Raw genomic sequence first — 22443 nt, forward strand, 5'->3', positions numbered from 1 at the left:
GGAGTCGGCCGCCCGAAGAGCACCAATGGCGTCGGTGGTGCTCATGCGGTTGGCGGCGCGCTCCCTGCGGTGAACCACGTGCGAGGTGGCCGTTACGTTACTCTTCAACGAATTCGAACGAGTTTGCCGTAGCTTGCTTGCGAACCGACTCCACGATCGCATCGTCCAGTGCGTCGACACCCTCTTCGGCCAACTTGGCCCGCTCGGCAGCGACGTACTCGGCCCGCTCGGCGCCCAACGACTTGATCTTCTGCTGAATCTCCGCCCGTTGGTCGGCCAGCTTCTTTACGTGCGCCTGGAGTTCTTCGGTCGACATTTCGCGAAGCTCCTCGGGCAACTGGTTCTTCTCGATCTTCGCCAGGTCGACCTTCTTTTCCTCCACCGCATCCACCAAATCCCAGTTGGAATTGCGGTACAAACGGCCCGCCTTGCTGAGCGTGCGAAGACTCGAAACCGCCGGCGCCGCTTTCGCAGCGTTCGTGTCCTGAGCCTCTTGTCGAGCTGCAGCGACTTGACGTTCTTCTTCACCGCCATACGCGCAGTAGGTGCTGTTGAGCTTCTTGTTCAGTTCGGCAAGCTGCTCGTCCTGTGGGGCGACGATGTGGGGCTCCACGCGGTCGGAGTCGATGTTCATGTAGCTGCCATCCGCCAGCTTTGCGCCGTCGGCCCATTGCGTGTTCACGCCGGTGTCGTAGTCGCCACAGTGAATGGTGCTGACCGTGATGTTCTTGTTCGCGGCCGCGTGGCATGCGTCCTTGTAGTCGACCGAACCCTGCGTAAACGGCTCGTTGCCAGCGATAAAGATGCACCGCAGGTCGGCCTTCTCGTCGCTCCACTTTAGCTCTCGCACCGCTTGCTCGATCACCTGTCCGCAGTACTCGCTGCCACCATTGGTAGTCAGGGCGAACAGCTCCTCGGAGATCTTGTCGAGGTCCAAGGTCAGCGGAACCACCTGGCGGATGTGACCCTTGTCGGCCGGCACACTGTCGTTGCCGTACTCGTACAGCGCGACGTACACGTCGGCACGCTTTCCGTCGCGGCGTGCGGCCTCGAACTCGTTGACGATCCGCCACAACTTCGTTCGCGCTTGATTGATCAAGCCGCTCATGCTACCACTGGTGTCGAGCAACAAAGCCACCTCAATCCGCGGCTTCTTTTCCGCGGGCGGAGCTACCGCAATTTCGTGCGTCGCGGGCCGAACCGCGGCCTCCTCGCCAACGACCGTCGGCGAGACAACAAACGAAGCTAGCAAAATGGCACAAAGCGTAAGCGCGCGCATGGGTCGGCTCCTGTCCGGGGGAACAAAATGGTCTCACACAAATAGACGCAGCCCGCGCCCGGGGAGTTCCCACGGCCCAGAATCGTTTTGGTCCGTTTTGGTCCCACTGTCGATTCGTTGGCCCAAAACCCCGTGGACCTTTGCGCTACGCTTCCTCACAAACCTCGGTTTTCTCCGACTCTTTTCGCACCTCGGCCGGTTCTGCCCCACCAGGTTGTTCCCCGCATGTCCCACCCATTCGCTCCGCATGTTCCTTTCGGAGCACCCCGAACAAGTCGTCGCGAAAGTCCTGCAGCGCCGCGGCGAACTTGAGATCCTTCTCCGTCGGCGGCTCGGCCGCCCGCTCGGCCGGTGGACCATATCGCTCCGGGTGAAGCTGCTCGAGAAACGCGGCCGACTGCTGCCACGTCGGTTTGGTTGGCAATGACTTTGACGTGGTCTGCGCGCCGTTTGGAATCGCAGTTTCGGTGGCGACTGGCGTTTCTGTTTCTACTTTCATCGGCTCAGTGATTTCTGCTTGAACTTCCACCGGCTCAGGCGCGGATGGTCGCGGCGCCGCCAGCACCGGCGCGAGTTCGACCAGCGCCTCGTCGATCTTCTGCGCCACCTCTGCTTCGAACTCCGGAAACGCGACCATGGATAACGCCGCCTGCTTGACCTTCACCGCCACTTTGGCCAGCTGCTTCCGCGACACGGTCACCTTGTCGGCTTGCTTGGCTTTTCGACGCGCAGCCCGCTGCTTGTCCTGCCGTTCAATGAGCCAGGCCGCCGCCCGCCAGTGCTTGCTAGCCGCTTCGCGAATCGCCTGCAGCGGTTTGAGTTCTGCCCCCATCTGCGCCCGCCGAATCCGCTCGTCAAACGCCTCGTCGATTTCGCGTTCCCGCCGAATCGTCTTCCGATCGCACCCCACGTACCGAGCTGCATTCGACATGCTCATCCCGGTAGAAATCAGGGCGGCAATTTCACCTTTTTTCACATCGTCTAATACTCGTGGTCTCGCCATCTTCGGGCTCCTTGGGTATATATATGGGTGTACAGTTACGTCTACCTAGGTTCTACCAAACGAGTGTAAGAAAACCAGCCAGAAAGTAGCCATTCGCTCCGCGCTCCAAGCTCATAGACGATGCCGCAAATCGTAGGGTGGGTGGTTCCATCGGCGAGGAAAACGTGTCTCGGCCAAGGAACTCTCCCGCCGATGGGTTCACCCACCATTGCCCTGCGAACGGTGCGTAAATCTGCCGGTGGAACATCGCGTATAATGGCCAAGCACCGGACAAAGCAGAACCACTCACCCTTACGATTGTTCCAGCAAAGAACTGGAATTGACCTTAAACTGGCCGGCACTTAGCAAAGTGTGGTGATATCACTTTCAACGAGCTGTGCCGAGAATACAACGCAAGTTGAGCTATGGACCCTACTCGACAGTTCATCGTGATGATTGACTCAGATCAACACGCAAGCACGATTGTCGATCTAGTTGTCGCGGGCTTGACTGAGGCTGTCCGCGTCAAATCAAATTCGTTTGATTATAAAGGAAACTCGTGCGAACTTCTGGTCAACGACGAAGCGGACTCCGACTTGGTCTCGCAACCCGATGGATTTTTCCACTACAAGTATGAGTTGCAGGTCACTCCGTTGAAGAATAAGCCAATGGTCGATCAAATCGAAGTTGCCAGGGGCATGTGCGAGCTCATTGCCGATTCAATCAGCGATAAGTTTGTGCTTTGTGCGAATTTCGAGGATTCACTGCCGCAGTTCGGTCCCACAGCGTAGTGGGTTCACCCACCATTGCCCTGCAGACGCGGAAGAGAAAGTAGCCGTTCGCTCCGCGCTCCGAGCGCGCCCGTAGCTACGCTCGCCAGAGCGTGGACGCCCCACCAAGAACGCATGACATTTGGGGCGGCGAACGTTTGTGGCAACGCATCCACCGTCTGGCGACGGTGGCTACATAGAAAGTTGCTCGAGACCCGGGACTTCCGTCCCGGGCTATGTGTGGTCGCGACAGTGTGGCTGAACCCTACTCCTGCCCCGAGCGCAGTTTTGCCAGCACCGTGTAGTCTTCCAGCGTCGTGGTGTCGCCCACGGCTTCTTTGCCGGCGGCGATGTCGCGCAACAAGCGGCGCATGATTTTGCCGCTGCGGGTTTTCGGCAGCGAGCCGGTAAAGCGGATGTCGTCGGGTTGCGCTAGCGCGCCGATTTCCTTGCGGACGTGGTGCTTCAGCTCTTCCCGCAGTTCCTCGGTGGGGTCGATGTCTTTGAGCGTAATGAACACCGCCACCGCTTCACCCTTCAGGTCGTGCGGGCGGCCCACGGCGGCGGCTTCAGCCACGGCCGGGTGCGAGACCAGCGCGCTTTCGATTTCGATGGTGCTCAGCCGATGCCCAGACACGTTCAGAACGTCGTCGATGCGGCCCATGATCCAGTAGTAACCATCGTCGTCGCAACGGGCGTTGTCACCGGCCAGGTACTTGCCGGGCACGGCCGACCAGTACACGTCCTTGTATCTATCCATGTCGCCCCAAATGCCGCGGAGCATGCCAGGCCAGGGGTGCGTGACGGTGAGCCAGCCGCCGTGGTTGGGTTGCACCGCGTCGCCGTGGTCGTCGACAATCGCCGGAACCACGCCGGGCAGTGGTTTGGTGCAACTGCCAGGTTTGGTGGCGATGGCGCCGGGCAGCGGGCTCATCATGATGCCGCCGGTTTCGGTCTGCCACCACGTGTCGACGATCGGGCAGCGCTCGCCGCCGATCTTCTTGTGGTACCACATCCACGCTTCGGGATTGATGCCTTCGCCCACCGTGCCCAGGATTCGCAAGCTTGACAGGTCGTGCTTGTCGACCAGCTCGTCGCCCCACTTAATGAACGCGCGAATGGCCGTGGGCGCGGTGTAGAACACGGTGACCTTGTGACGCTCGACGATGTCCCAGAAGCGATCTCCTTCGGGGAAATTCGGCGCGCCTTCGTACATTAGCACTTGCGCGCCGGCCGACAGCGGACCGTAGACCACGTAGCTATGCCCGGTGATCCAGCCGCAGTCGGCCGTGCACCAGAAGATGTCGTCGTCGCGGTGATCGAACACCCACTCGAACGTCTTCTTCGCGTACAGGTTGTAACCGGCGGTGGTGTGCTTGATGCCTTTGGGTTTGCCAGTCGAGCCGCTGGTGTAGAGGATGAACAGCGGTGTCTCGCTGTCGAGCGGCTCGGCCGGGCAGTCGGCCGATGCGTTGTCCACGACGTCGTGCCACCACACGTCGCGACCTTCCTGCATATTCGGCGCGTCGCCGGCCCGCTTCAGCACCAAGCAGTGCTCGACCGTGGGACTCTTGGCCAACGCTTCGTCGACGGTCTCCTTGAGCGGCAGCACCTTGCCACGCCGCCAGCCGCCGTCGGCGGTGATCACGAGTTTCGCGCCGGCGTCGTTGTTGCGATCGGCGATGGCCTCGCCCGAGAACCCGGCGAAGATCACCGAGTGAATCGCCCCAATCCGCGCGCACGCCAGCATGGCGATGGCCAGCTCCGGCGTCATCGGCATGTACAAGCTCACCACGTCGCCCTGGCCGATGCCCAGCGATTTGAGCGCGTTGGCGCACTTCGAGACTTCGGTTTGCAGTTCGGCGTAGGTAAGCGTCCGCTGATCGCCAGGCTCGCCTTCCCAGATGATCGCGGTGCGATCGCCGCGGCCTTCGGCCACGTGCTTATCGACGCAGTTGTAACAGGCGTTGGTCTTGCCGCCGACGAACCACTCGGCCACCGGCTCGTTCCAGCGGAGCGCCTCGGTGAACGGCTCGAACCAATGCAGTTCCTCACTCGCGATCTCGGCCCAGAACTTGGGCGGGTCGGCAGCCGCACGGTCCCACAACTGCTGGTACTCTTCGAGCGACTTGATCCGCGCTTGGGCCGAAAACTCCGGCGCAGGCGGAAAGAGCCGCGATTCCTGCATCACCGTATCCAGCTCACCACCATGTTCATCCGCCATACTTAGGGTCTCCAGCCCGAGAGAAGTGTGTTCGAGGTAGAACCAAAGTTTCGCGAACCGGGGCTCGCGTGTCAAACCGCGAACCCGCATTCAGGACCCGCGGATTCGCAATGCGATGGGCTATTCGCTCTGGCTAAGGCGTTTCAGTTCCGCCCCGCCGAGCAATGCGTGCGTTTCGGACAGCCAGCTGCGAATTTGCTTGGCGAACGGCGAGGACTCTACCGCCTTGTCGAACTGCTCGTCGGAGATGCGGTCGAGGTTCGCCGCACTGAGGCCCTCGAACCAATGACCGCCGTTGCCCAGCAGGTTGTACCGCATCTGGCCGTACTCGGTCAGGTCGTACGCCAAGGCCAGGTTGCGAAGCCACAGCATCGTTTGCATATTCATATAACCGGGCGACGACTCCCAGTCGGGCAGGCCCTCGGCGAAGCGCCGGGCGACGTCCGCGCCCACCGCGTCGACCATGGCAGAATCGAGCCGCGCGACGATCGGCGCAATCGCGTCACCCGCCTGAGGCAACAGCTCCAGGCTCGACATCTGCAAGTCGAAATCGCTGGGCTTCGACGCGCCAAGGCTCAGCGTGTGCACTTCGGGGCGGGACAAACAGAACAGGCTGTTGAACACGATCGGGTGCAGCGGCTCGCAGAGTTGGGCGAGTTTCTCGCTGGGGCGGTAGAGCATGCCGCCTTTGTCATTCGGCGAGATGATGAACACGCCCATGTCGAGCTGATTCGCCAACTCGACCGCGGGCCAGTTGATCTGGTTGATGTAGTACCAGTGCAGATTGACGTAGTCGAAGCCGCCATCGCCGCGATGCTGGAGCGTCTCGAGGATCGTGTCGGTCGACGCGTGCGTCGAGAAGCCGATGTGCCGCGCCTTGCCTTCGGCCTGCAGTCGTCGGGCGCTCGCCAAACAACCGCCGGGCCGCACCGACTGCCACAGTAGTTCGTGGTTGTTGATGCCGTGGATGGCCAGCAGGTCGACGTACTCGAGGTTGAGCCGCTCGAGCGACTCGGCAAAGTGCTTTTCGAACACCGCCGGATCGGCTTCCGGGGCGATCTTCGTCTGCACGATCAGTTGCTCGCGCTCAAACGTCGGCAGCACCACGCCCAACTGCCGCTCGCTGGAGCCATAACCACGCGCGGTCTCGATATGGTTGATGCCCAGCTCCACCGCGCGGCGAATGGTGGCTTCCAGATTGCGCTGATTCTCGCGCTCCACGTCCGCCAGCGGCATGTCCGTCCACGACTGCTGGTAGCGCATGCCGCCGCAACTGAACACAGGCATCTGGAGGCCGGTGCGGCCGAAGGTTCGATAGATCATGCTGGCTAGGATACCCCATTCCGTCGAGGATCGCAGCGCGTGCTATTCGTCGCCCATGCAGGTGCCCACCAGTCGGGCGGCTTGGATCCAAGGGTGGTCGGGCGGGACCAGCTTCTTCTGGCCGGCGACTTCGGGAAGCGGTACGATCTCCGTGGCGTCGCCGCGGGCGGCTACCATCACCGCGTACTGGCGTTTGGCCAGCACTTCGGCGCACGCCGAGCCGAGGCGCGTGGCGAGCAGGCGGTCGGCGGCCGAGGGAGTTCCGCCGCGCTGTAGGTGGCCCAGAATGGTGAGCCGAGATTCCATGCCGGTGGATTGTTCGAGCTGCCCGGTGAGTCGCAGCGTGTGGTCGACGTGCTCTTCGTGGAACTTCTTCAGCGCATCGGAGGCGACCTTCTTTTCATCCTTGTCCTGGGCGTCCTTCTTCTGCTGCACCAGATCGTCGATCTGCTGTTGTTGCTCGACGGTCACAGCGCCTTCGGCCACGGCCACGATGCTGAAACGGTGTCCGCGCTTGGCGCGACGCTTGATGGCGTCGGCTACGATGTCGGCGCTGTAGGGAATCTCGGGGATGAGAATCGCGTCGGCGCCGCCGGCAATGCCGGCCCCGAGCGCCAGCCAACCTGCGCGGTGGCCCATCAGTTCGACCACGATCACACGATGGTGGCTGGTGGCCGTGCTGTGCAGGCGGTCGATCGCTTCGGTGGCGATCTGCAGCGCCGTGTCGAAACCGAACGACACGTCGGTCTTGGCGATGTCGTTGTCGATGGTCTTGGGCAGCGTCACGACGTTCAGGCCTGCCTCCATGAGCCGCATGGCGTTCTTCTGAGTTCCGCCGCCGCCGATGCACACCACCGCTTCCAGGCCGTGGCGGTGATAGGTCTCGACGATGGCCGGCGTCATGTCCTCGGTGCGGTCGCCCAGTGGCATCTTATGGGGCTTGTCGCGGCTGGTGCCCAGGATGGTGCCGCCGTCGGTCAGAATGCCCGACAGCTTCTCGCCGGTGATTCGCAGTGTGCGGTCCTGCACCAAGCCGCGGAACCCGTCACGAAAGCCGATCATCGACATGTCGTATCGATCGAGGGCGGCCTTGCCAAGCCCGCGAATCGCAGCATTCAGCCCAGGGCAGTCGCCCCCGCTGGTGAGTACGCCAATACACTGATCGCTTGCCATAGAGTTCCTAGTGCTTTGTCACATTCATGAGGACTTTGGGGTTGGCGACAGTCTCACCTGTACCCGCGGACAGGCTTAGCGTCGTCGCCAATCCCTAGAAACGAAGCGGTCAAAGCACTAGCTTTCCACCGCCGATTTTTTGGGACTTTCAACTCTATGTTACTGATTCGTCCAGGGGGTGGAACCGCCCCGGCGCCACCCCAATTCGGCGGGGTCGCCCCCTACGCCACCCGGCAAATTGCGTAAAAGCGGTCGAACGGTGCGAGAAAACGGACTCGCGTAGCCCGTCGCTGCTCTATCATGAGGCCTACGGAACTTACGCTACAACCCGCAACGGGCCTAGGGTCGTTGGATCGAAGGACGGAGAACCCGCAAAGGGGCAGCGGGTCGCCGCGTGTTGTCGAGCACTCGAACAGAGAAACAGGTGGATCAATGAAACAATGTTTCAGGCGGTGCTGCTGCGTAACTGCAGCGGCGTGTCTTGTGTCGATCGTCACCCAGTGCGCCTGGGCGGACGTCTTTCCCAACCCCAGCATCCCGCAGCACAGCCGCTCGGGTAGCCATCGGTCCAATGGCTTGAAGCGGGCGGTGTACTTGGTGGTGCACGACGAGAACATCCCCATCTCGCCATCGGCGTGGACCAGCAAAGTGAACTCCGTTCGCTCTCGCGAGGCCGGCACGCGCGACTTCTTCGCCGAGAACTCCGGCGGCAAGTTCGACATCTACTACGATCAGATTCTAGACATCGCGATCCCTTTCAATGCCGACGGCACGCGACCAGGCAGCAGCAGCAACCGCGGCCCGTTCAATACGCTGGTCGAGAACTACGCCGAGGCGACCTACGGCATTGATATGGACGACTACTACATGACCGCCTTCGACGTCACCAGTTCCTCGCCATGGCCCGATCAGGGGTGGGGTGGGCTTTCTGCTGGCGACAGGATTTATTTGCAGTCGACCAGTCAGGGGCTGATCAATCACGAGATTGGTCACCAGGTGGGCTTGGGCCACGCCACGGCGTTGGTCACGCGCAACAACTCCGACTTCCACGCGTACACATTCGACCGAGTGCAAGGCGAGTACCTGGATTACCCCAACGGATCGTCGCCCTTCGATGCGGTTCCGTTTGGCGTGGCCAACGATGAGTACGGGAACCCCTTCGACACGATGGGAAGCAGCAGCAGCCAGGGCGACTTCCACATTCGCGGAAAGGTCGAACTGGGCTGGATCCCCAGTTCGCAGGTCGAAACCGTCGACCAAGCCGGAACCTATCGCATCTACGCCCACGACGAACTGCAAGCGGTCACCAACGGCGGCGGCGACTACGGGGTGGCGGACGGGTACGATCCATCCGTCGACTACGGCCTGACCTACACTCGCCTTGGCCAGAAGTACAATGTGTCGAATAACACCTTCTCGTCCGACAGTCAGCGGATCGATATCGAGTACCGATCGGGTGCCGACGGGGCCTACTTCTACCTGCATGCCGATGGCACCGATGGTGGCAGCGGTGACGACGTGATTCTCATGGACCTCGATCCGCAGACCAGCCACACGGAACGATTGCTGGAAGTCGGGCGTTCTATCGAGGACACCACGCTCGGAATGTCGACCTTCATCGTCGACTCCGGTTCGATCGGGCAGTCGAATCCCGACTACGACTTCCTTGCGTTCAATCCCCCGGACCCGACGCTGCTGGCTGGCAGTTGGTGGAACATCTCGGCCGTTGATACCGGGGTTGATTCCATCGGCAGTTGGATCGAACTAGCATTTGAAGCGGTCAGTCCGCTCAACGGGATCGACGGCGACTTGAACCAGGACACGTTGGTCAACGAAACCGACCTCAACCTGTTCATCGCCGGGTGGCGGACCGATACCACCAACATGTCGAGCGTCGACAAGTACCTGCACGGCGACATGAACTTCAATGGCATCACCGACCTGGAAGACGCGTACCTGATGCGCGAGGCATTGATCGCCGCAGGCGCATCAGTGGGCACATTCGACGCGTTACAAATCCCCGAGCCAAGTTCGGTGTGGCTGGTCACCCTGGGCGCGGTGCTACTGGGCGGCGCCGGCTATCGCAGGAGGCGATAGACCCGAAACGCCGCTCTAGGCCCGGCGTTTACGCCGGGTTAGATCGCGAATCAATAGGAGACGCCGGACCCTAGTCAGAATCCGTGTTTCATCCGTGTCTATCCGTGGCTAAAAATGCCATCGGAATGGCGACGGCGACCTAGCGCCCGCCGACGAACTCGTCGGCCAACTTCTGGCACTCTTCGACGGTCATTTCGCCCGGCTTGATGAAGTAGCGATACTCCACTTCCAGCGGCTTGTCGGGCGTGACGTCGGTCACGAAGTACGAACCGAACCGCCCGTAGGGGCGTTCGCTGTAGCGGGCCGGCTTGGGGTTGTCGGGATGGTCGAGGTACAGCACGGTGTAACGCGAGCCGTCGATGACCATCGACATGGCGAGCCACGGGCGATTCGTGGTTTCGCCGTTCATGGGGTCGTCCTTCTGGCGGTGGTTCCAGTTGCGGGTCTCGCCCGGCTTGCCTTTGCCATCGGTGCGTACGTAGTACGTTTGCCCGCTGGTATCGTCGGCCACCTTCTGCGAGGCACGGAACTGCACGCCTGCGTGCTGGGGGTCGCCGTCCAGGTTGATCTTGTCGATGCCATTGGCACACTCGAGCTTCGACTCGAAGTCGATCTGCGTCATCCCGTCCTTTTGGGAGATGGTCTGCTTGCGGTGCTCGTTGGCGAAGTGCTCTCCACCTCGGCCATGCCAGGTGATTTCCGAGACGAACGAGCCTTTGTCGCCGTCGGCCTCCATTGAGTCGAAATCTTGGTGCTGCTCATAGGCACCTTGCGTGCAGTGCCAAGTGTCGCACTTCTTGCCATCGCCGTAGGTGATCTTGTTGAAGCCGAAGTAGATGCCGCGGTGATGCGGATAGAGCCCGCCCGGCCCCTTGGTAATGATCTGCGATCCGTCGGGGCTGTACACGTGCAGGTACGGCTTGTAGGTCTCCGCTCGCTTCTCGTCCGACGACTCGTCGAGCGGCGTGTACATGTATCGCACTAGCGGCGAACCGTTGTGGCTCAACTCGGCGTAGTGCTCGGCCTCGTTGTTATTCCACGAATAGGCCGCAGCCTCATCGGCTTGGGAGATGGGAGCAACTAGCACGGTGGACAGAGCCGCCAGTGCAAACGATCGGAAGTTGGGGAGAGTTTTCATGTCCCCAGCTTAGCTAGGCCTATGCCCCGTGACAACGTCTTGCAACAACTTCCCACGGCAGACCGCCAACGCTCAAGAAAACCGGATACCGGCATGCAAGAACACAGGATTCGAGGCCGCGTTTGGGCCTTGAACTACGGTCGGAATGGGGGGCTGCTAGCGACGGTTTACGCCATCGCCGCTTCGACGGCCGATTCGGTGCTCTCCAGCAGTCCCTCGGTGTCGTGCAGGTCGGGAACGTGCTCGAGCTTGAGGTCGAACACGCCGTGCGACACCTCGTCGGCAGGGCGATCGCCAAAGCTGATGCCGAGCGCCCTGGCGGCTTGCACCGCGGGGCCCATCGGATCGACCTGGCGAATCTTGCTCACTGCCTCGGCGATGGGCACGCTGGTCATCTCAGGCGGACGCGAGCAGATCATCTCGCCGAAGCGGCCTTCCACCACCAGCCGCACCGCGTGGGCGCCAAACTGCGTGGCCAACACCCGGTCGAAGGTGGTCGGAGCGCCGCCGCGCTGCAGGTGACCGAGTACGCACAGCCGCGCTTCGCGGTGCAATCGCTTCTCGATCTCCTGGGTGATTTGCTTGCCGATGCCGCCCAGCTTCAGTTGCTGGCCTTCCTGCTCTTCGCCTACCATCTCGCCATCCGGCAAGTGAGCTCCTTCGGCCACGACGACCAGCGTGAACTTCTTGCCCTGGCTCTCGCGGTGCAGGATCTTGTGGCACACATCCTCGTAGTTCCAGGGAATCTCCGGAATCAGGATCACGTCGCCGCCGCCTGCAATGCCGGAGTGCAAGGCAATCCAGCCCGCGTGGCGACCCATCACCTCGAGCACCATGATCCGTTCGTGACTGGCGGCCGTGGTGTGCAATCGGTCGAGCGCGTCGGTGGCGCACTCAATCGCGCTATCGAAGCCAAACGTGAACGCGGTGGCGGTCAGATCGTTGTCGATGGTCTTGGGCACGCCGACGACGGGAATGCCGTTCTCGTGGAACTGCTGCGCGATGGCCAGCGACCCGTCACCGCCCACGCAGATGAGTCCGTCGAGGTCCAGATGCCGGACTGTCTCTTTCACCCCGTCGATCAGGTGCTGCGAAATCTCGACGCGATCGTTCACGCCCTGAATGGCGGCAAAGCGGCCCTTGTTGGTGGAGCCCAGGATGGTTCCGCCCTGGTTCAAAATGCCCTTGGTGCTCTCGCCGGTCAGCGGCACGTATTGCACGGGCGCGTACAGCCCTTCGTATCCCTTCAGGAAGCCGAAGCAGTCATAGCCCAGTTGAACGCAGGACTTTACCGCCCCCCGAATCACCGCGTTCAAACCAGGGCAGTCGCCACCGCTGGTAAGTATCCCAATCCGCTTCGACATGTCTCAAGATCCCAATTCGAGGTGCAATTCGGGCCACCTCCCCCGGCGGCCTCCCAGAAATATAGGTCTTGCGACTTGAGAGAATTCCTCGGAAATCCGCGCAGGGGCCGAAGACGGGGAGTTACAGTCCGCACAATTGACTTACGCGGTAGAACCGTACTATGGCCGCCTAATGTAGCTCGACTCTCCGAGTCGACCCGTAACAAATCGACTCGGAGAGTCGAGCTACCATCAGCCAACGATCGAGCGGTAATACTCAATCGAACGCTTCAACCCTTCGGCCAGGTCGACTTGCGGTTCGTAGCCGAGGCACTCGCGCGCTTTGGAGATGTCGGCCATGCTGTTGCGGACGTCGCCGGCTCTTGGCGGGGCGAACTCGGGCTCCACGTTGGTGCCGAGCGCCGAGTTGATGGCCGCTACCAGGTCAAGCAGCGTCGACTGGCGGCCGCAGGCGATGTTGATCGACTCGCCAACCGCCTTCTCGGAGTCGGCCGCCAGTAGATTGGCGGCCACCACGTCGGACACAAACACAAAGTCGCGCGACTGTTGACCGTCGCCGAAGATCGTGGGGCGCTCACCCGCAAGCATCTTGCTCACGAAGATCGGTATCACCGCCGAGTATTCGCTGGCCGGATCTTGCCGCGGACCGTACACGTTGAAGTACCGCAGGCACACGGTCTCCAGGCCCATGCTCTTGGTGAACGACTGGCAGTAGTACTCGCTGGCAATTTTCGCCGCCGCGTAAGGCGACAGCGGGTCCAGCGGGTCGGTCTCCTGCTTCACGGGCTTGGGTCGATCGCCGTACGCCGCGCTCGAGGCGGCCAGCACCACGCGACGCACGCCGGCGCGCTGGGCACACGAGAGTACGTTCACCGTGGAGGTCGCGCACTCCTGGTGCGACGCCATCGGGTCGCGAACACTGGCTGGCACCGAAGCGAGCGCCGCCTCGTGGTACACCACTTCCACGCCTTCGACGAGTTGCAACATCAGCGCGGGATCGGCCGCGTTGCCTTGAACAAACTCGATGTCGCCGCGTAGATGTTCGAGGTTCTTTTCAAACCCGCTCGATAGATCGTCGACCACCCGCACCTTGTCGCCACGCTCCACCAGCGCGGTGGCGATGTGCGAACCAATAAACCCTGCGCCGCCGGTTACCAGATAGGTGGTCATGTTGTGAAGCGATCGGTAGAGGCAAGTAGTCGGAAGGAACTCGCAAGCCTACCCCACCCCAACGGCTTACACAACGGACGCCAAACGCGTTATTCTTCGCGAAGCGTCTTGAACAACTGACGATAGTCGGCGCGGTGTGCGGCCGCGGTGTCGACCGGGCTCGACATCTCGTCTTCGATCACCAAGATCTCCAGATCGTCGCCGTGCCACGACTTTATCTGGGCGTCGGCTTCGGCCACCTCTTGCGCTTCGTCGGCAATCGCGTTGATCTCGGCCAGCACCTGGTCGGTCTCGTCGTCGAGCTCCGTGCCATCGGGGGCGATGTCGTCCGCTTCGTGGTACTCGTGCGAGTCGACGTCCACGATGCCGAAAGTTGGAAGCGCCGTGGCGGTTTCTTCGACGGCCACGACATCCTCGCTGGCAGCCGGCGCGGCTTCCGCTCGCTCTTCATGCACACCGCTGGCCTGCATCACGTCGTGCAGCATCTGGCTCAGCTCGGCTTCGCAGGCGCTTGTGACCCGCGGGCGGCTGGGCGGGATGGTTTGTTCGAAGCTCTTGAACTCGTCGATCACCACTTCCTCTTCGAACTCATCCCCGCCGAACAAGTCGTCCATCGTCGAGGCAGGCGGGTTGTCGTTGGCCTCCAGCCGAACAGCAGTGGGTGTGGCCTCGATGATCGTCGTCGCCATTTCGACAGGGGCTTCGTCTGCTACTTCGACGGGGACTTCATCGACCAGCGGCTGCTCGATCGGCTGCTCTGCGAGTTCCTCTTGCGGCTGTTCGGCGACTTCCTCCTGCTCTAACTCCAGCTCCAGCTCGTCCTGCAGTTCGAGTTCCAGTTCGGCCTCTTCCTCCGGTTCGTGCAGCCGGGCGGGGGAAGGCGGCTCGAACGTCGCTTCGACGAACTCGCCGTCCGATTCTTCCGCGTGATCCTCCGACAGTGGGCCGAACTCCACGATCTCCGAGTCGTTCTCCGCTTCGGTGGCGGTCGTCTCCGGCACTTCGGGCAGGTTCCAGGGCGTTGGCAGTTGCTGCAGATCGGCCCACGCTCCTTCTACCAGGTCTTTGCCAACCTGCGTTTGGTTGTGCGCGGCCGCGAGCACCAACGCCCGATCGCAAACCTGGTTCACCAACCGCGCAATGCCATCGGTGGCGTGGTACACCGCATCGAGCGCGTCGGCTGTGAACACCTCGTCCGGATTCGCGCCCGCCGCGGCCAGGTGTCCACGCACGTACTGCGCGGTGTCGTGATGATTGAGAGGAGAGAGATAACACCGCGCGGCGATCCGCTGGTTGAACGCCTCGACTGCCGGCTCGCTAAACGTCTCTTCGAGCGGCGCGGAGCCGGCAAGCAGCAATCGCACGATCGGCACTCCGCGATGCGCGACGTTGCCCAGGATGCGCAGCTCTTCGAGCAGCTTAATCGGCAGCGACTGGGCTTCGTCCACCAACAGCAGCACGCCTGTGGTGGTGACGTCGCCGTTCTTCAAGTAGTCCATCAGTGCAAGCCGCAGGTCGCCTTCGTCCCGCTGTCGATACGGTTGACCAAGCTCGAACAGAATGGACTGCAGCAACGCCCGCCGGGTGCAGAGCTGGGCGCTGGTGAGAAACACCACCGGGCGGCTCTGGCCCAGGTCGTCGGCCAGGACGTTCAGCAGCATCGACTTGCCGGTGCCGGGCGAGCCGATCAGCAGCGCGGGACCTTCGCCGCGATCGAGGCAACGGCCCAGGATATCGCGAGCCTGCTGCGTTGCTCCTGCCGGGTAATAGCGTTCCACCCGGGCGTGGGTCGGGAACACGCGCTCGGTGGCGCGGGCGAGTTCGGCGATGGTGAGCATGACACGTCCTTGGACAATCGCGGTGGTAGTCGAGGCACATCCTCCGTGGCGTACCTCGTCGTTTCCATCGACCACGACGCGTGGGTAACTCCAGTCCTGCTAAAAGGTTAAACTCGGACGAGTGTAGCGATTGCGGTCGCTAGCAGTGTAGCTCGACTCTCCGAGTCGAAATGGAGAACTGCAGCCCGACTCTCCGAGTCGAAAACGGCTCTGCGTGGTACAATGAAGGCTCATATAGCCGGACCGCCACGCGGTCCGCGAATAAGTATGTGCTACTTCGTTGTTTCACGGACCGCGTGGCGGTCCGGCTATCGACTGGTTTGCTATCGATGACAGCATCGCCCTTTCGCATCAAGATTTGCGGGATCACGCGAGCTGAAGATGCGCAGACTGCGTTTGCGTCGGGAGCGGATGCCATTGGGGTGAACTTTTATCCCATGAGTCCGCGTTACCTGAAGGCGTCGTCTGTCCAGCTATTTCAATTGCATCGTTCCATATATCGCCCCTTCGTTACTGTGGGACTATTCGTCAATTCAACGGTCGCCGAGATTTGCGAACGCATGGACCTCGCCAAAATCGAGGCTATCCAACTCCATGGCGACGAACCGCCCGAGTTCCTCACGGAACTTCCCGGCCTACCTATTATCCGTGCCCGGCGGATGGACGATCGTGGAGTGGCCGCGATTGCCGAGGACATCGAAGCCTGCCGCTCTGCTGGGCGGGTTCCCGATGCGATGTTGGTGGATGCGTTCACCCCCGGGCGTTACGGCGGCACCGGCGAGACGGTTAGTTGGGCCGGGCTGGCCGATCATCCCAAGTGGCTCGGCGACGTGCCGCTGATCCTGGCCGGCGGGCTCACGCCCGACAACGTGGCTGAGGCCATCCGCATCGTCCGCCCGGCGGGCGTCGACGTCGCGAGCGGCGTTGAAAGCGCTCCAGGCGTCAAAGATGCCAAGAAGGTCCGCGACTTCGTGGCGGCCGCCAAAACGGCGTTCGACTCGCTCTAGTGTGCTTGTGAAAAGTCTCGTTTCAGCGGTGCGTGCCGCTTGCCGACTAGCGGGCTGGCAAACTACACTTACGAGTCTGAACCGAATTGAGTTTCACCCCCCATGTGGGTTATTCAATCATCCTAGGAGATTCGCTGTCGTGTCCCAAGTCGAAACCGAGAAGCTGCCCTACAAGGTCCTGGATTGTACGCCGGAAGAGTTTGAGCGTCTGGCCGCCTTCGGCCGCCAGGAAATTCGCTTGGCCGAGAACGAGATGCCGGGCCTGATGTCGCTGCGCGAGAAGTACGGCAAGGAAAAGCCACTTACGGGCGCCCGTATCGCCGGCTGCCTGCACATGACCATCCAGACCGCTGTGTTGATCGAGACGCTGGTCGAGCTCGGCGCCGAGGTCACCTGGAGCAGTTGCAACATCTACAGCACCCAGGACCACGCGGCCGTGGCCATCGCCAAGGCCGGCATCCCCGTGTTCGCCTGGAAGGGCGAGACCAACGAGGAGTTCGATTGGTGCATCGAGCAGACCTTGTTCGCGTTCCCCTCGGGCAAGCCGCTGAACATGATCCTCGACGACGGTGGCGACCTCACCGCCATGGTGCACGACAAGTTCCCCGAACTGCTCGGCGACATCAAAGGCCTGTCCGAAGAGACCACCGCGGGCATCCATCGTCTCGAAGTGCTCCTGAAGCAGGGCCGCCTGGCTGTGCCGGCGATCAACGTGAACGACTCGGCCACCAAGAGCAAGTTCGACAACCTGTATGGCTGTCGCGAGTCGCTGGCCGATGGCGTCAAGCGCGCCACCGACGTGATGCTGGCTGGTAAGGTTGCCGTGGTGTGCGGCTACGGCGACGTGGGCAAGGGCTGTGCCCACAGCCTCAAGTCGTACGGCTGCCGCGTGATCGTGACGGAGATCGACCCCATCAACGCCCTGCAGGCAGCGATGGAAGGTTTCGAAGTCACCACCATGGAAGACGCCTGCACCGAAGGCAACTTGTTTGTTACCACCACTGGTAATAAGGACATCATCCTCGGCGAGCACATGGTGAAGATGAAGGAGGACGCCATCCTCTGTAACATCGGCCACTTCGATACCGAGATCGACATCGCCTGGCTCGAAAGCCAGGTGAAGGCCGGCAAGGCCACCAGCGAGGTGATCAAGACCGAGAAGGAAGGCGCGGTTGATCGCTACACCTTCAAGGACAGCGGCCGCTCGATCATCACACTGGCCAAGGGCCGGTTGGTGAACCTTGGCTGTGCCACGGGCCACCCCAGCTTCGTGATGAGCAACTCGTTCACCAACCAGACACTCGCTCAAATGGAGCTGTGGAAGAACAGTGGCGAGTACGAAAACAAGGTCTACCGTCTGCCCAAGAAATTGGACGAAGAGGTCGCCCGCCTGCACCTCGAGAAGATCGGCGTGAAGCTCACGAAGCTCACCCAGGAGCAAGCCGATTACCTGGGCATTCCGGTCGAAGGCCCGTACAAGCCCGAGCACTACCGCTACTAAGCGATGAAGTAGTATGGCCACCTCGGCCGTACCCCATCGAGCAACTCACAACCGCCGGCCGTTTGGCCGGCGGTTTTTTTATGCGCACCGCGTGAGGTAAATCCCGTACAATCAAGCGCTCCATTGCCGCGCCCATTCTACGGAGCAAATCCATGCGTTACCTCGCCAGCTTGGTTCTAGGCCTAGTGCTCACCGCGACAACATTCGCACAGGAGCATCCGCCCGTCGCCATCCGTTGGTGGGGGCAGGGGATGGTCTCCATCGAGACGTACTGGAACCTCACCGTGGTGATCGATCCGTACAACGACAAGATTGGGTACGAGGTGCCGGAACTGACCGCCGACCTGGTGCTGGTGACCCACGAGCATGGGGATCACAACAACGTCGAGGCTATCCAGGCGGAGCCTGCGGTTCGGCGTGGCCTGGATGGAACGGGGAAGGTCCGCGAGATCAACATCTACCTCGACCGTTTCGCAAACTCGGACGGTACCGAAATTTGGGGCAACACCAAGGCAGACTCCGCCAAACAAACTGAACACTCGGTCTTCGTCCGCAGCATCTCCGCCTGGCACGATGACGCTCAGGGAGCCAAGCGCGGCGCGGTGGCCATGTTTCTGATCGAAGTCGACGGGGTCAGCATCCTGCACTGTGGCGACCTGGGCCAATCGAAGCTCACCGACGAGCAGGTCCAGACGCTCGGCAAGATCGACGTGATGCTCCTCCCTGTCGGCGGTGTGTACACGATCGATGGCAATTCCGCCTGGGACATCATCAAGCAAGTGAATCCCCGCATTGTCGTTCCAATTCACTACAAGACCGACAAGCTGAAGATTCCGCTCGAGCCGGTGGATAAATTCGTCGAGCACATGCCGGCTGGGTGGGAGCTCGACAAAGTGTCGCACAACACCCTGGCGGTCACCGCGCAGGCGGACGATGCGGAAGAGAAGCACCAGCTGGTGGTGCTCGATTACAAGCCGTGGCAACCCACTGGCGAGTTGAGTGAACTCATCGAAAAAATGGACGCCGCGTGCAAGGCGTCGCAAAAGGTGTTCGCGCCGCTTTCGGCCAATCAGATGAGTTGGCAGCCGCCCAACGGCACGCACACTCCCCGCTGGAACACCGAGCACATGATGGGCCGGCAGCTCGGATTCTTCTCACAAATCTACGCGGCGATCGATCCCGACTCGTTCGCGCACATCAATCTGAACCCGGCCCAGATGCCGGCCGACTACAAAGCGGCTCACCCCGATTGGGACGGCGCGGAGGAAGCTCGCCAAATGGAGCGGGCGAACGCCTATGTGCGCCGCTTCGCGTATTTGCTGGACGGGGTCGACCTCGATAAACCCGCGCCCGGCAGCCGCTGGACGCTCCGTCGGCTGTTGATGCAAATGGACCGCCATTTCGGCGAGCACACGTCGAACGTGGAAAAGAAGTTCGAGCTCGAAGGCTGGCCCGCGGAGTAGAAACGGAATTCAGCAACGCTCCGCATTGCGTGCGACCCACGACTATACTGGAGTCGAAATCTGAAGGTTGTATCGAGGGGGGAGTGTGAATGCCGAAAGTTAGTTGTCCACAATGCAACAAGGCGTATGACGTTCCCGAGCAAGCGCTTGGGCGGATGGCTACATGCAAGTGCGGCAAGAAGTTCCGTCTGGGCCAAGAATCGCCTGCTAAGTCCAAGACCAGATCGCCAAGCGTGCCTCAGGTGACTCAACCTGCCGAGACCGAAGAAGTTCCGCATGTCGTGCCCAAGGCGCCAGCGAGTACTCGACGCAAATTGAGTCGACGCGGGGGTTCAGAGCGCTGGCAGAGAAAGGTAGACATCGCGGTCCGTGTTCTCGCCCTTGTGATTCCCTTTGTTGTTAGCGGATTGGCCTATGTATGGCTTGCTGCGACTATGGATCCGGAAACCCTGGGTGGGCCAATACTATACAGTATTGCCATCTTTTTTCCCTTCTTCGCGTTTGGAGTTGTAATCGCCAAGCGCGGGGTCAGCTTTGGACCTGGAGCCACAGTGCAGCGGGTGATCGGACTTAAGCTGCTCGCCTTTGCTGTCGTTACCGCAGCGATAGGGCTGGTGCTGCTGGCGGTAGTGCCTCTTTCGATTTCGTGGGTCTTTTACATTTCTTCTAGCTTGGTGCTCACAGGCATCGTGCTGCTGCTATTTGGCCTGGCGCAAGTAATAACAGGCCGCGCCCCCATGCCCGAGGCAGCTTGAACCCGTGGGTTAGGCTGCCAAGGCCAACTGGAAGTTTGATTACTCGCTTCCCAATTCGAGGTGGATCACGATTATACTGGAGCCGTTAGTTCGGACTTCGTGTTGAGGGGACCCCATGGCGAAGTGGGCGTGTCCGGAGTGCTAGAGAATCTACAACGTGCCCGAGCAAACGCTCGGCCGTGTAGCCACGTGCAAGTGCGGCAAGAAGTTTCGCCTTGGGAAGAAGCCGGCGATGGCAGCCGCGGCGACCAGTGCGCAAGCCAAGTCCGCGCGGGCGCCTCGTCCTAAGCCGACGCCCCCAAGGTTGGCGAGCCGGCCAAGGTGAGCGATTCGTTTTGGGACGACGCGCTCAACGAACCTCTGCCCGCCGGGAACACTGGCGCGAGCATGCTTGGTCCGACCGCTCCGACTCCGTCGCCGGCCCCACACGTTTCGACAGCCCCGCCGAAGAAGAAAAAGAAGAAACAAAAGCAGTCGGCGGGATTCAGCTGGGGCGCTGATTGGGCCAAGGTTGGGGGCGGCCTGGCCACGTTCGTCATCGCTGGCGGAATAGCGGTGGTGTTGGTGATTACCACAGGCTATCTGTTTTACTGGCCAGCGATAATCGCCGTCATCGGCCTGTTCTCGGCGCTCGCGGGGCTGATAGGGCGATAGGGAATTTGGTATCATCGTAGGCCCGATTTCCCAGATCAGCCTACACTCTACCCCCCTCGAGCAAGATGCCCCAGATCAGTGCCTTTCGCGGCCTGCGATTTAACCTCGGCCAGGTCGGTTCGCTTTCCAACGTCGTGGCCCCGCCGTACGATGTGATCGACCCCGAACTTCAGCAGCAACTGTACGACGCCAACGAGCACAACGTAGTGCGGTTGATTCTGAACCGCGACGAGCCAGGCGACGACGATCATCAAAATCGCTATACCCGCGCCGCCCGACTGCTCAAGGATTGGCATCGCGACGGAGCCTTGGTCACCGAGTCGGACCCGGCGATCTACGTCTACCACCAGCACTACACCGCGAATGGGCAGGAGTACACGCGGCGGGGCTTCATGTGCCGCTGCCGGCTCGAGCGGTTCGGCGAGGGCAACATCTACCCCCACGAAGAGACCCACGGCGGCGCCAAGGCCGACCGCCTGAAACTGTGGAAGGCGTGCCGCGCGAACCTCAGCCAGATTTTCGGGCTGTACCCCGACAACTTCAATCAGGCGCAAGTGATCCTCGAAGGCGCGGTGGCAGGTCATGCGCCGCTGGAAGCAACGGACCACCTGGGCGTGGTGAACCAGCTGTGGCCCGTCACCGACATCGAGACGATCACCATGCTCGAAGCGGCCATGGCACAGCTTCCCATCTACATCGCCGACGGTCACCATCGCTACGAGACCGCGTGCAACTATCGCGACGAGGTAGCGGCCACTTGGCGCGAGCAGCACGGCGAAGACCTGCCCGACGATCATCCAGCGAATTTTGTGCTAATGATGTGCGTATCGATGTCGGATCCCGGCATGCAGGTGTTGCCGACGCATCGACTGTTCCGCGGCCTGCCGGCGATGACCGCCGCCGACCTGACCGAGAAGCTGGGAGATTGTTTCGAAACCGAAGCTGCTGGCAACGGACCTGATCGCGCCATCAGCTTGTGGGAGGAAATCGAACTGGAAGACGAGCAGGGCACCATGGCGTTCTACACCGCCGAGGACGACGCCTGGACCCTCGCCCGACTGACCAAGACCGGCGAGGCGAAATTGGCCGAGGTGGCCAGCGATCGCTCCGACGACTGGCGCGGGCTTGGGGTGAGCATCCTGCACCGCCTGGTGATGGACACGCTGCTCGACGCGCCCAACCTGCCGGCGCCGAAGTACGTCCGCGCGCTGGAGGAGGTGCCCACCGGCTTAAAGGAAGGCGACTCGGCGGGGCGCGACCTCACCGGCCAGCAGGGTAGCGGCGGCCGCTTCGAAATCGGCTGCCTGGTGATGCCAGCCACCGTGGAGCACATCCGCCAAATCAGCTCCAACGGCGAGCGTATGCCCGCCAAGAGCACGTATTTCTACCCCAAGGTGCTCAGCGGTCTGGTGATCAACCCCCTGGAATGAGCCGGTGGCCGGTATTCCAGCAGCGCTTGCCAGCGAGAAATATGAGCCGACGGCGCTAGCAGCGGGTGTTTCGGGCTGCCAGGTGCTGGAGTTTTGTCGCACCTGCGATGAACCACGCGCAACAACTCGCGGCAAAACGGACGTGGCGATTGACGTAACCTTCTTACACAAATAGGGTTACGCGTTTTGTCGCACCTCTAGATCGAAGGGGTTCTGTCGCAGGTAGTCGATATTCGCGGAACTGCGACATTCCGGACCAACCTTGACCCCCACTG

The 22443-nt window shown here is 61.4% G+C and carries 17 protein-coding genes; 8 read left to right on the forward strand and 9 right to left on the reverse strand.

Going from position 1 to position 22443, the window contains the following annotated elements:
• Positions 1-97: 97 nt before the first annotated feature.
• Complete coding sequence (locus tag ACQK2L_RS01965; RefSeq protein ID WP_425395250.1) at positions 98-1279, reverse strand: VWA domain-containing protein; 1182 nt, start codon at positions 1277-1279, stop codon at positions 98-100.
• A 145-nt stretch (positions 1280-1424) separates the two neighbouring features.
• On the reverse strand, positions 1425-2282 hold the full coding sequence (locus tag ACQK2L_RS01970) for a hypothetical protein (protein WP_425395251.1): 858 nt from the start codon (positions 2280-2282) through the stop codon (positions 1425-1427).
• A gap of 404 nt (positions 2283-2686) precedes the next feature.
• Here ACQK2L_RS01970 and ACQK2L_RS01975 point away from each other — a divergent pair, with 404 nt between their 5' ends.
• Positions 2687-3052, forward strand: coding sequence for a hypothetical protein (locus ACQK2L_RS01975; protein WP_425395252.1), 366 nt, complete (start codon positions 2687-2689; stop codon positions 3050-3052).
• Positions 3053-3296: 244 nt separating this feature from the next.
• On the opposite strand, the gene acs is transcribed toward ACQK2L_RS01975, so the two are convergent.
• The 3 genes from acs to ACQK2L_RS01990 form a co-directional block, all read right to left on the reverse strand.
• Positions 3297-5255, reverse strand: coding sequence for an acetate--CoA ligase (acs, locus tag ACQK2L_RS01980; RefSeq protein WP_425395253.1), 1959 nt, complete (start codon positions 5253-5255; stop codon positions 3297-3299).
• 120 nt (positions 5256-5375) lie between these two features.
• Positions 5376-6578, reverse strand: a complete 1203-nt coding sequence (locus tag ACQK2L_RS01985) for an aldo/keto reductase (RefSeq protein WP_425395254.1) — start codon at positions 6576-6578, stop codon at positions 5376-5378.
• Between the two features lie 42 nt (positions 6579-6620).
• Positions 6621-7751, reverse strand: a complete 1131-nt coding sequence (locus ACQK2L_RS01990) for a 6-phosphofructokinase (RefSeq protein ID WP_425395255.1) — start codon at positions 7749-7751, stop codon at positions 6621-6623.
• Between the two features lie 483 nt (positions 7752-8234).
• On the opposite strand from ACQK2L_RS01990, the gene ACQK2L_RS01995 reads away from it, so the two are divergent.
• A complete protein-coding gene (locus ACQK2L_RS01995) occupies positions 8235-9848 on the forward strand; it encodes a PEP-CTERM sorting domain-containing protein (protein ID WP_425395256.1) in 1614 nt (537 codons plus the stop codon).
• Between the two features lie 139 nt (positions 9849-9987).
• Here the strand turns inward: ACQK2L_RS01995 and ACQK2L_RS02000 are convergent, their stop codons facing one another.
• The 4 genes from ACQK2L_RS02000 to ACQK2L_RS02015 all read right to left on the reverse strand — a co-directional run bounded on the left by ACQK2L_RS02000 (position 9988) and on the right by ACQK2L_RS02015 (position 15358).
• Positions 9988-10986 (reverse strand): DUF6807 family protein, encoded by a 999-nt coding sequence (locus ACQK2L_RS02000; RefSeq protein WP_425395257.1) that lies wholly within the window; start codon positions 10984-10986, stop codon positions 9988-9990.
• A 167-nt stretch (positions 10987-11153) separates the two neighbouring features.
• A complete protein-coding gene (locus ACQK2L_RS02005) occupies positions 11154-12350 on the reverse strand; it encodes a 6-phosphofructokinase (RefSeq protein ID WP_425395258.1) in 1197 nt (398 codons plus the stop codon).
• 231 nt (positions 12351-12581) lie between these two features.
• On the reverse strand, positions 12582-13520 hold the full coding sequence (locus ACQK2L_RS02010; RefSeq protein WP_425395259.1) for an SDR family oxidoreductase: 939 nt from the start codon (positions 13518-13520) through the stop codon (positions 12582-12584).
• 89 nt (positions 13521-13609) lie between these two features.
• Complete coding sequence (locus ACQK2L_RS02015) at positions 13610-15358, reverse strand: ExeA family protein (protein WP_425395260.1); 1749 nt, start codon at positions 15356-15358, stop codon at positions 13610-13612.
• Between the two features lie 329 nt (positions 15359-15687).
• On the opposite strand from ACQK2L_RS02015, the gene ACQK2L_RS02020 reads away from it, so the two are divergent.
• From ACQK2L_RS02020 to ACQK2L_RS02045, 6 genes are all read left to right on the forward strand, one after another.
• Positions 15688-16365 (forward strand): phosphoribosylanthranilate isomerase, encoded by a 678-nt coding sequence (locus tag ACQK2L_RS02020; protein WP_425395261.1) that lies wholly within the window; start codon positions 15688-15690, stop codon positions 16363-16365.
• Positions 16366-16504: 139 nt separating this feature from the next.
• Positions 16505-17866 carry an adenosylhomocysteinase gene (ahcY, locus tag ACQK2L_RS02025; RefSeq protein ID WP_425395262.1) on the forward strand — a complete coding sequence of 454 codons (1362 nt, stop codon included), beginning with the start codon at positions 16505-16507 and terminating at the stop codon, positions 17864-17866.
• A 152-nt stretch (positions 17867-18018) separates the two neighbouring features.
• On the forward strand, positions 18019-19329 hold the full coding sequence (locus tag ACQK2L_RS02030; RefSeq protein ID WP_425395263.1) for an MBL fold metallo-hydrolase: 1311 nt from the start codon (positions 18019-18021) through the stop codon (positions 19327-19329).
• 242 nt (positions 19330-19571) lie between these two features.
• Complete coding sequence (locus ACQK2L_RS02035; protein WP_425395264.1) at positions 19572-20084, forward strand: hypothetical protein; 513 nt, start codon at positions 19572-19574, stop codon at positions 20082-20084.
• Between the two features lie 321 nt (positions 20085-20405).
• Positions 20406-20738, forward strand: coding sequence for a hypothetical protein (locus tag ACQK2L_RS02040; protein WP_425395265.1), 333 nt, complete (start codon positions 20406-20408; stop codon positions 20736-20738).
• A 65-nt stretch (positions 20739-20803) separates the two neighbouring features.
• Complete coding sequence (locus ACQK2L_RS02045) at positions 20804-22168, forward strand: DUF1015 domain-containing protein (protein ID WP_425395266.1); 1365 nt, start codon at positions 20804-20806, stop codon at positions 22166-22168.
• Positions 22169-22443: the final 275 nt, after the last annotated feature.

Origin of the sequence: Aeoliella sp., assembly GCF_965227375.1 — a bacterium.
Lineage (GTDB): Bacteria > Planctomycetota > Planctomycetia > Pirellulales > Lacipirellulaceae > Aeoliella.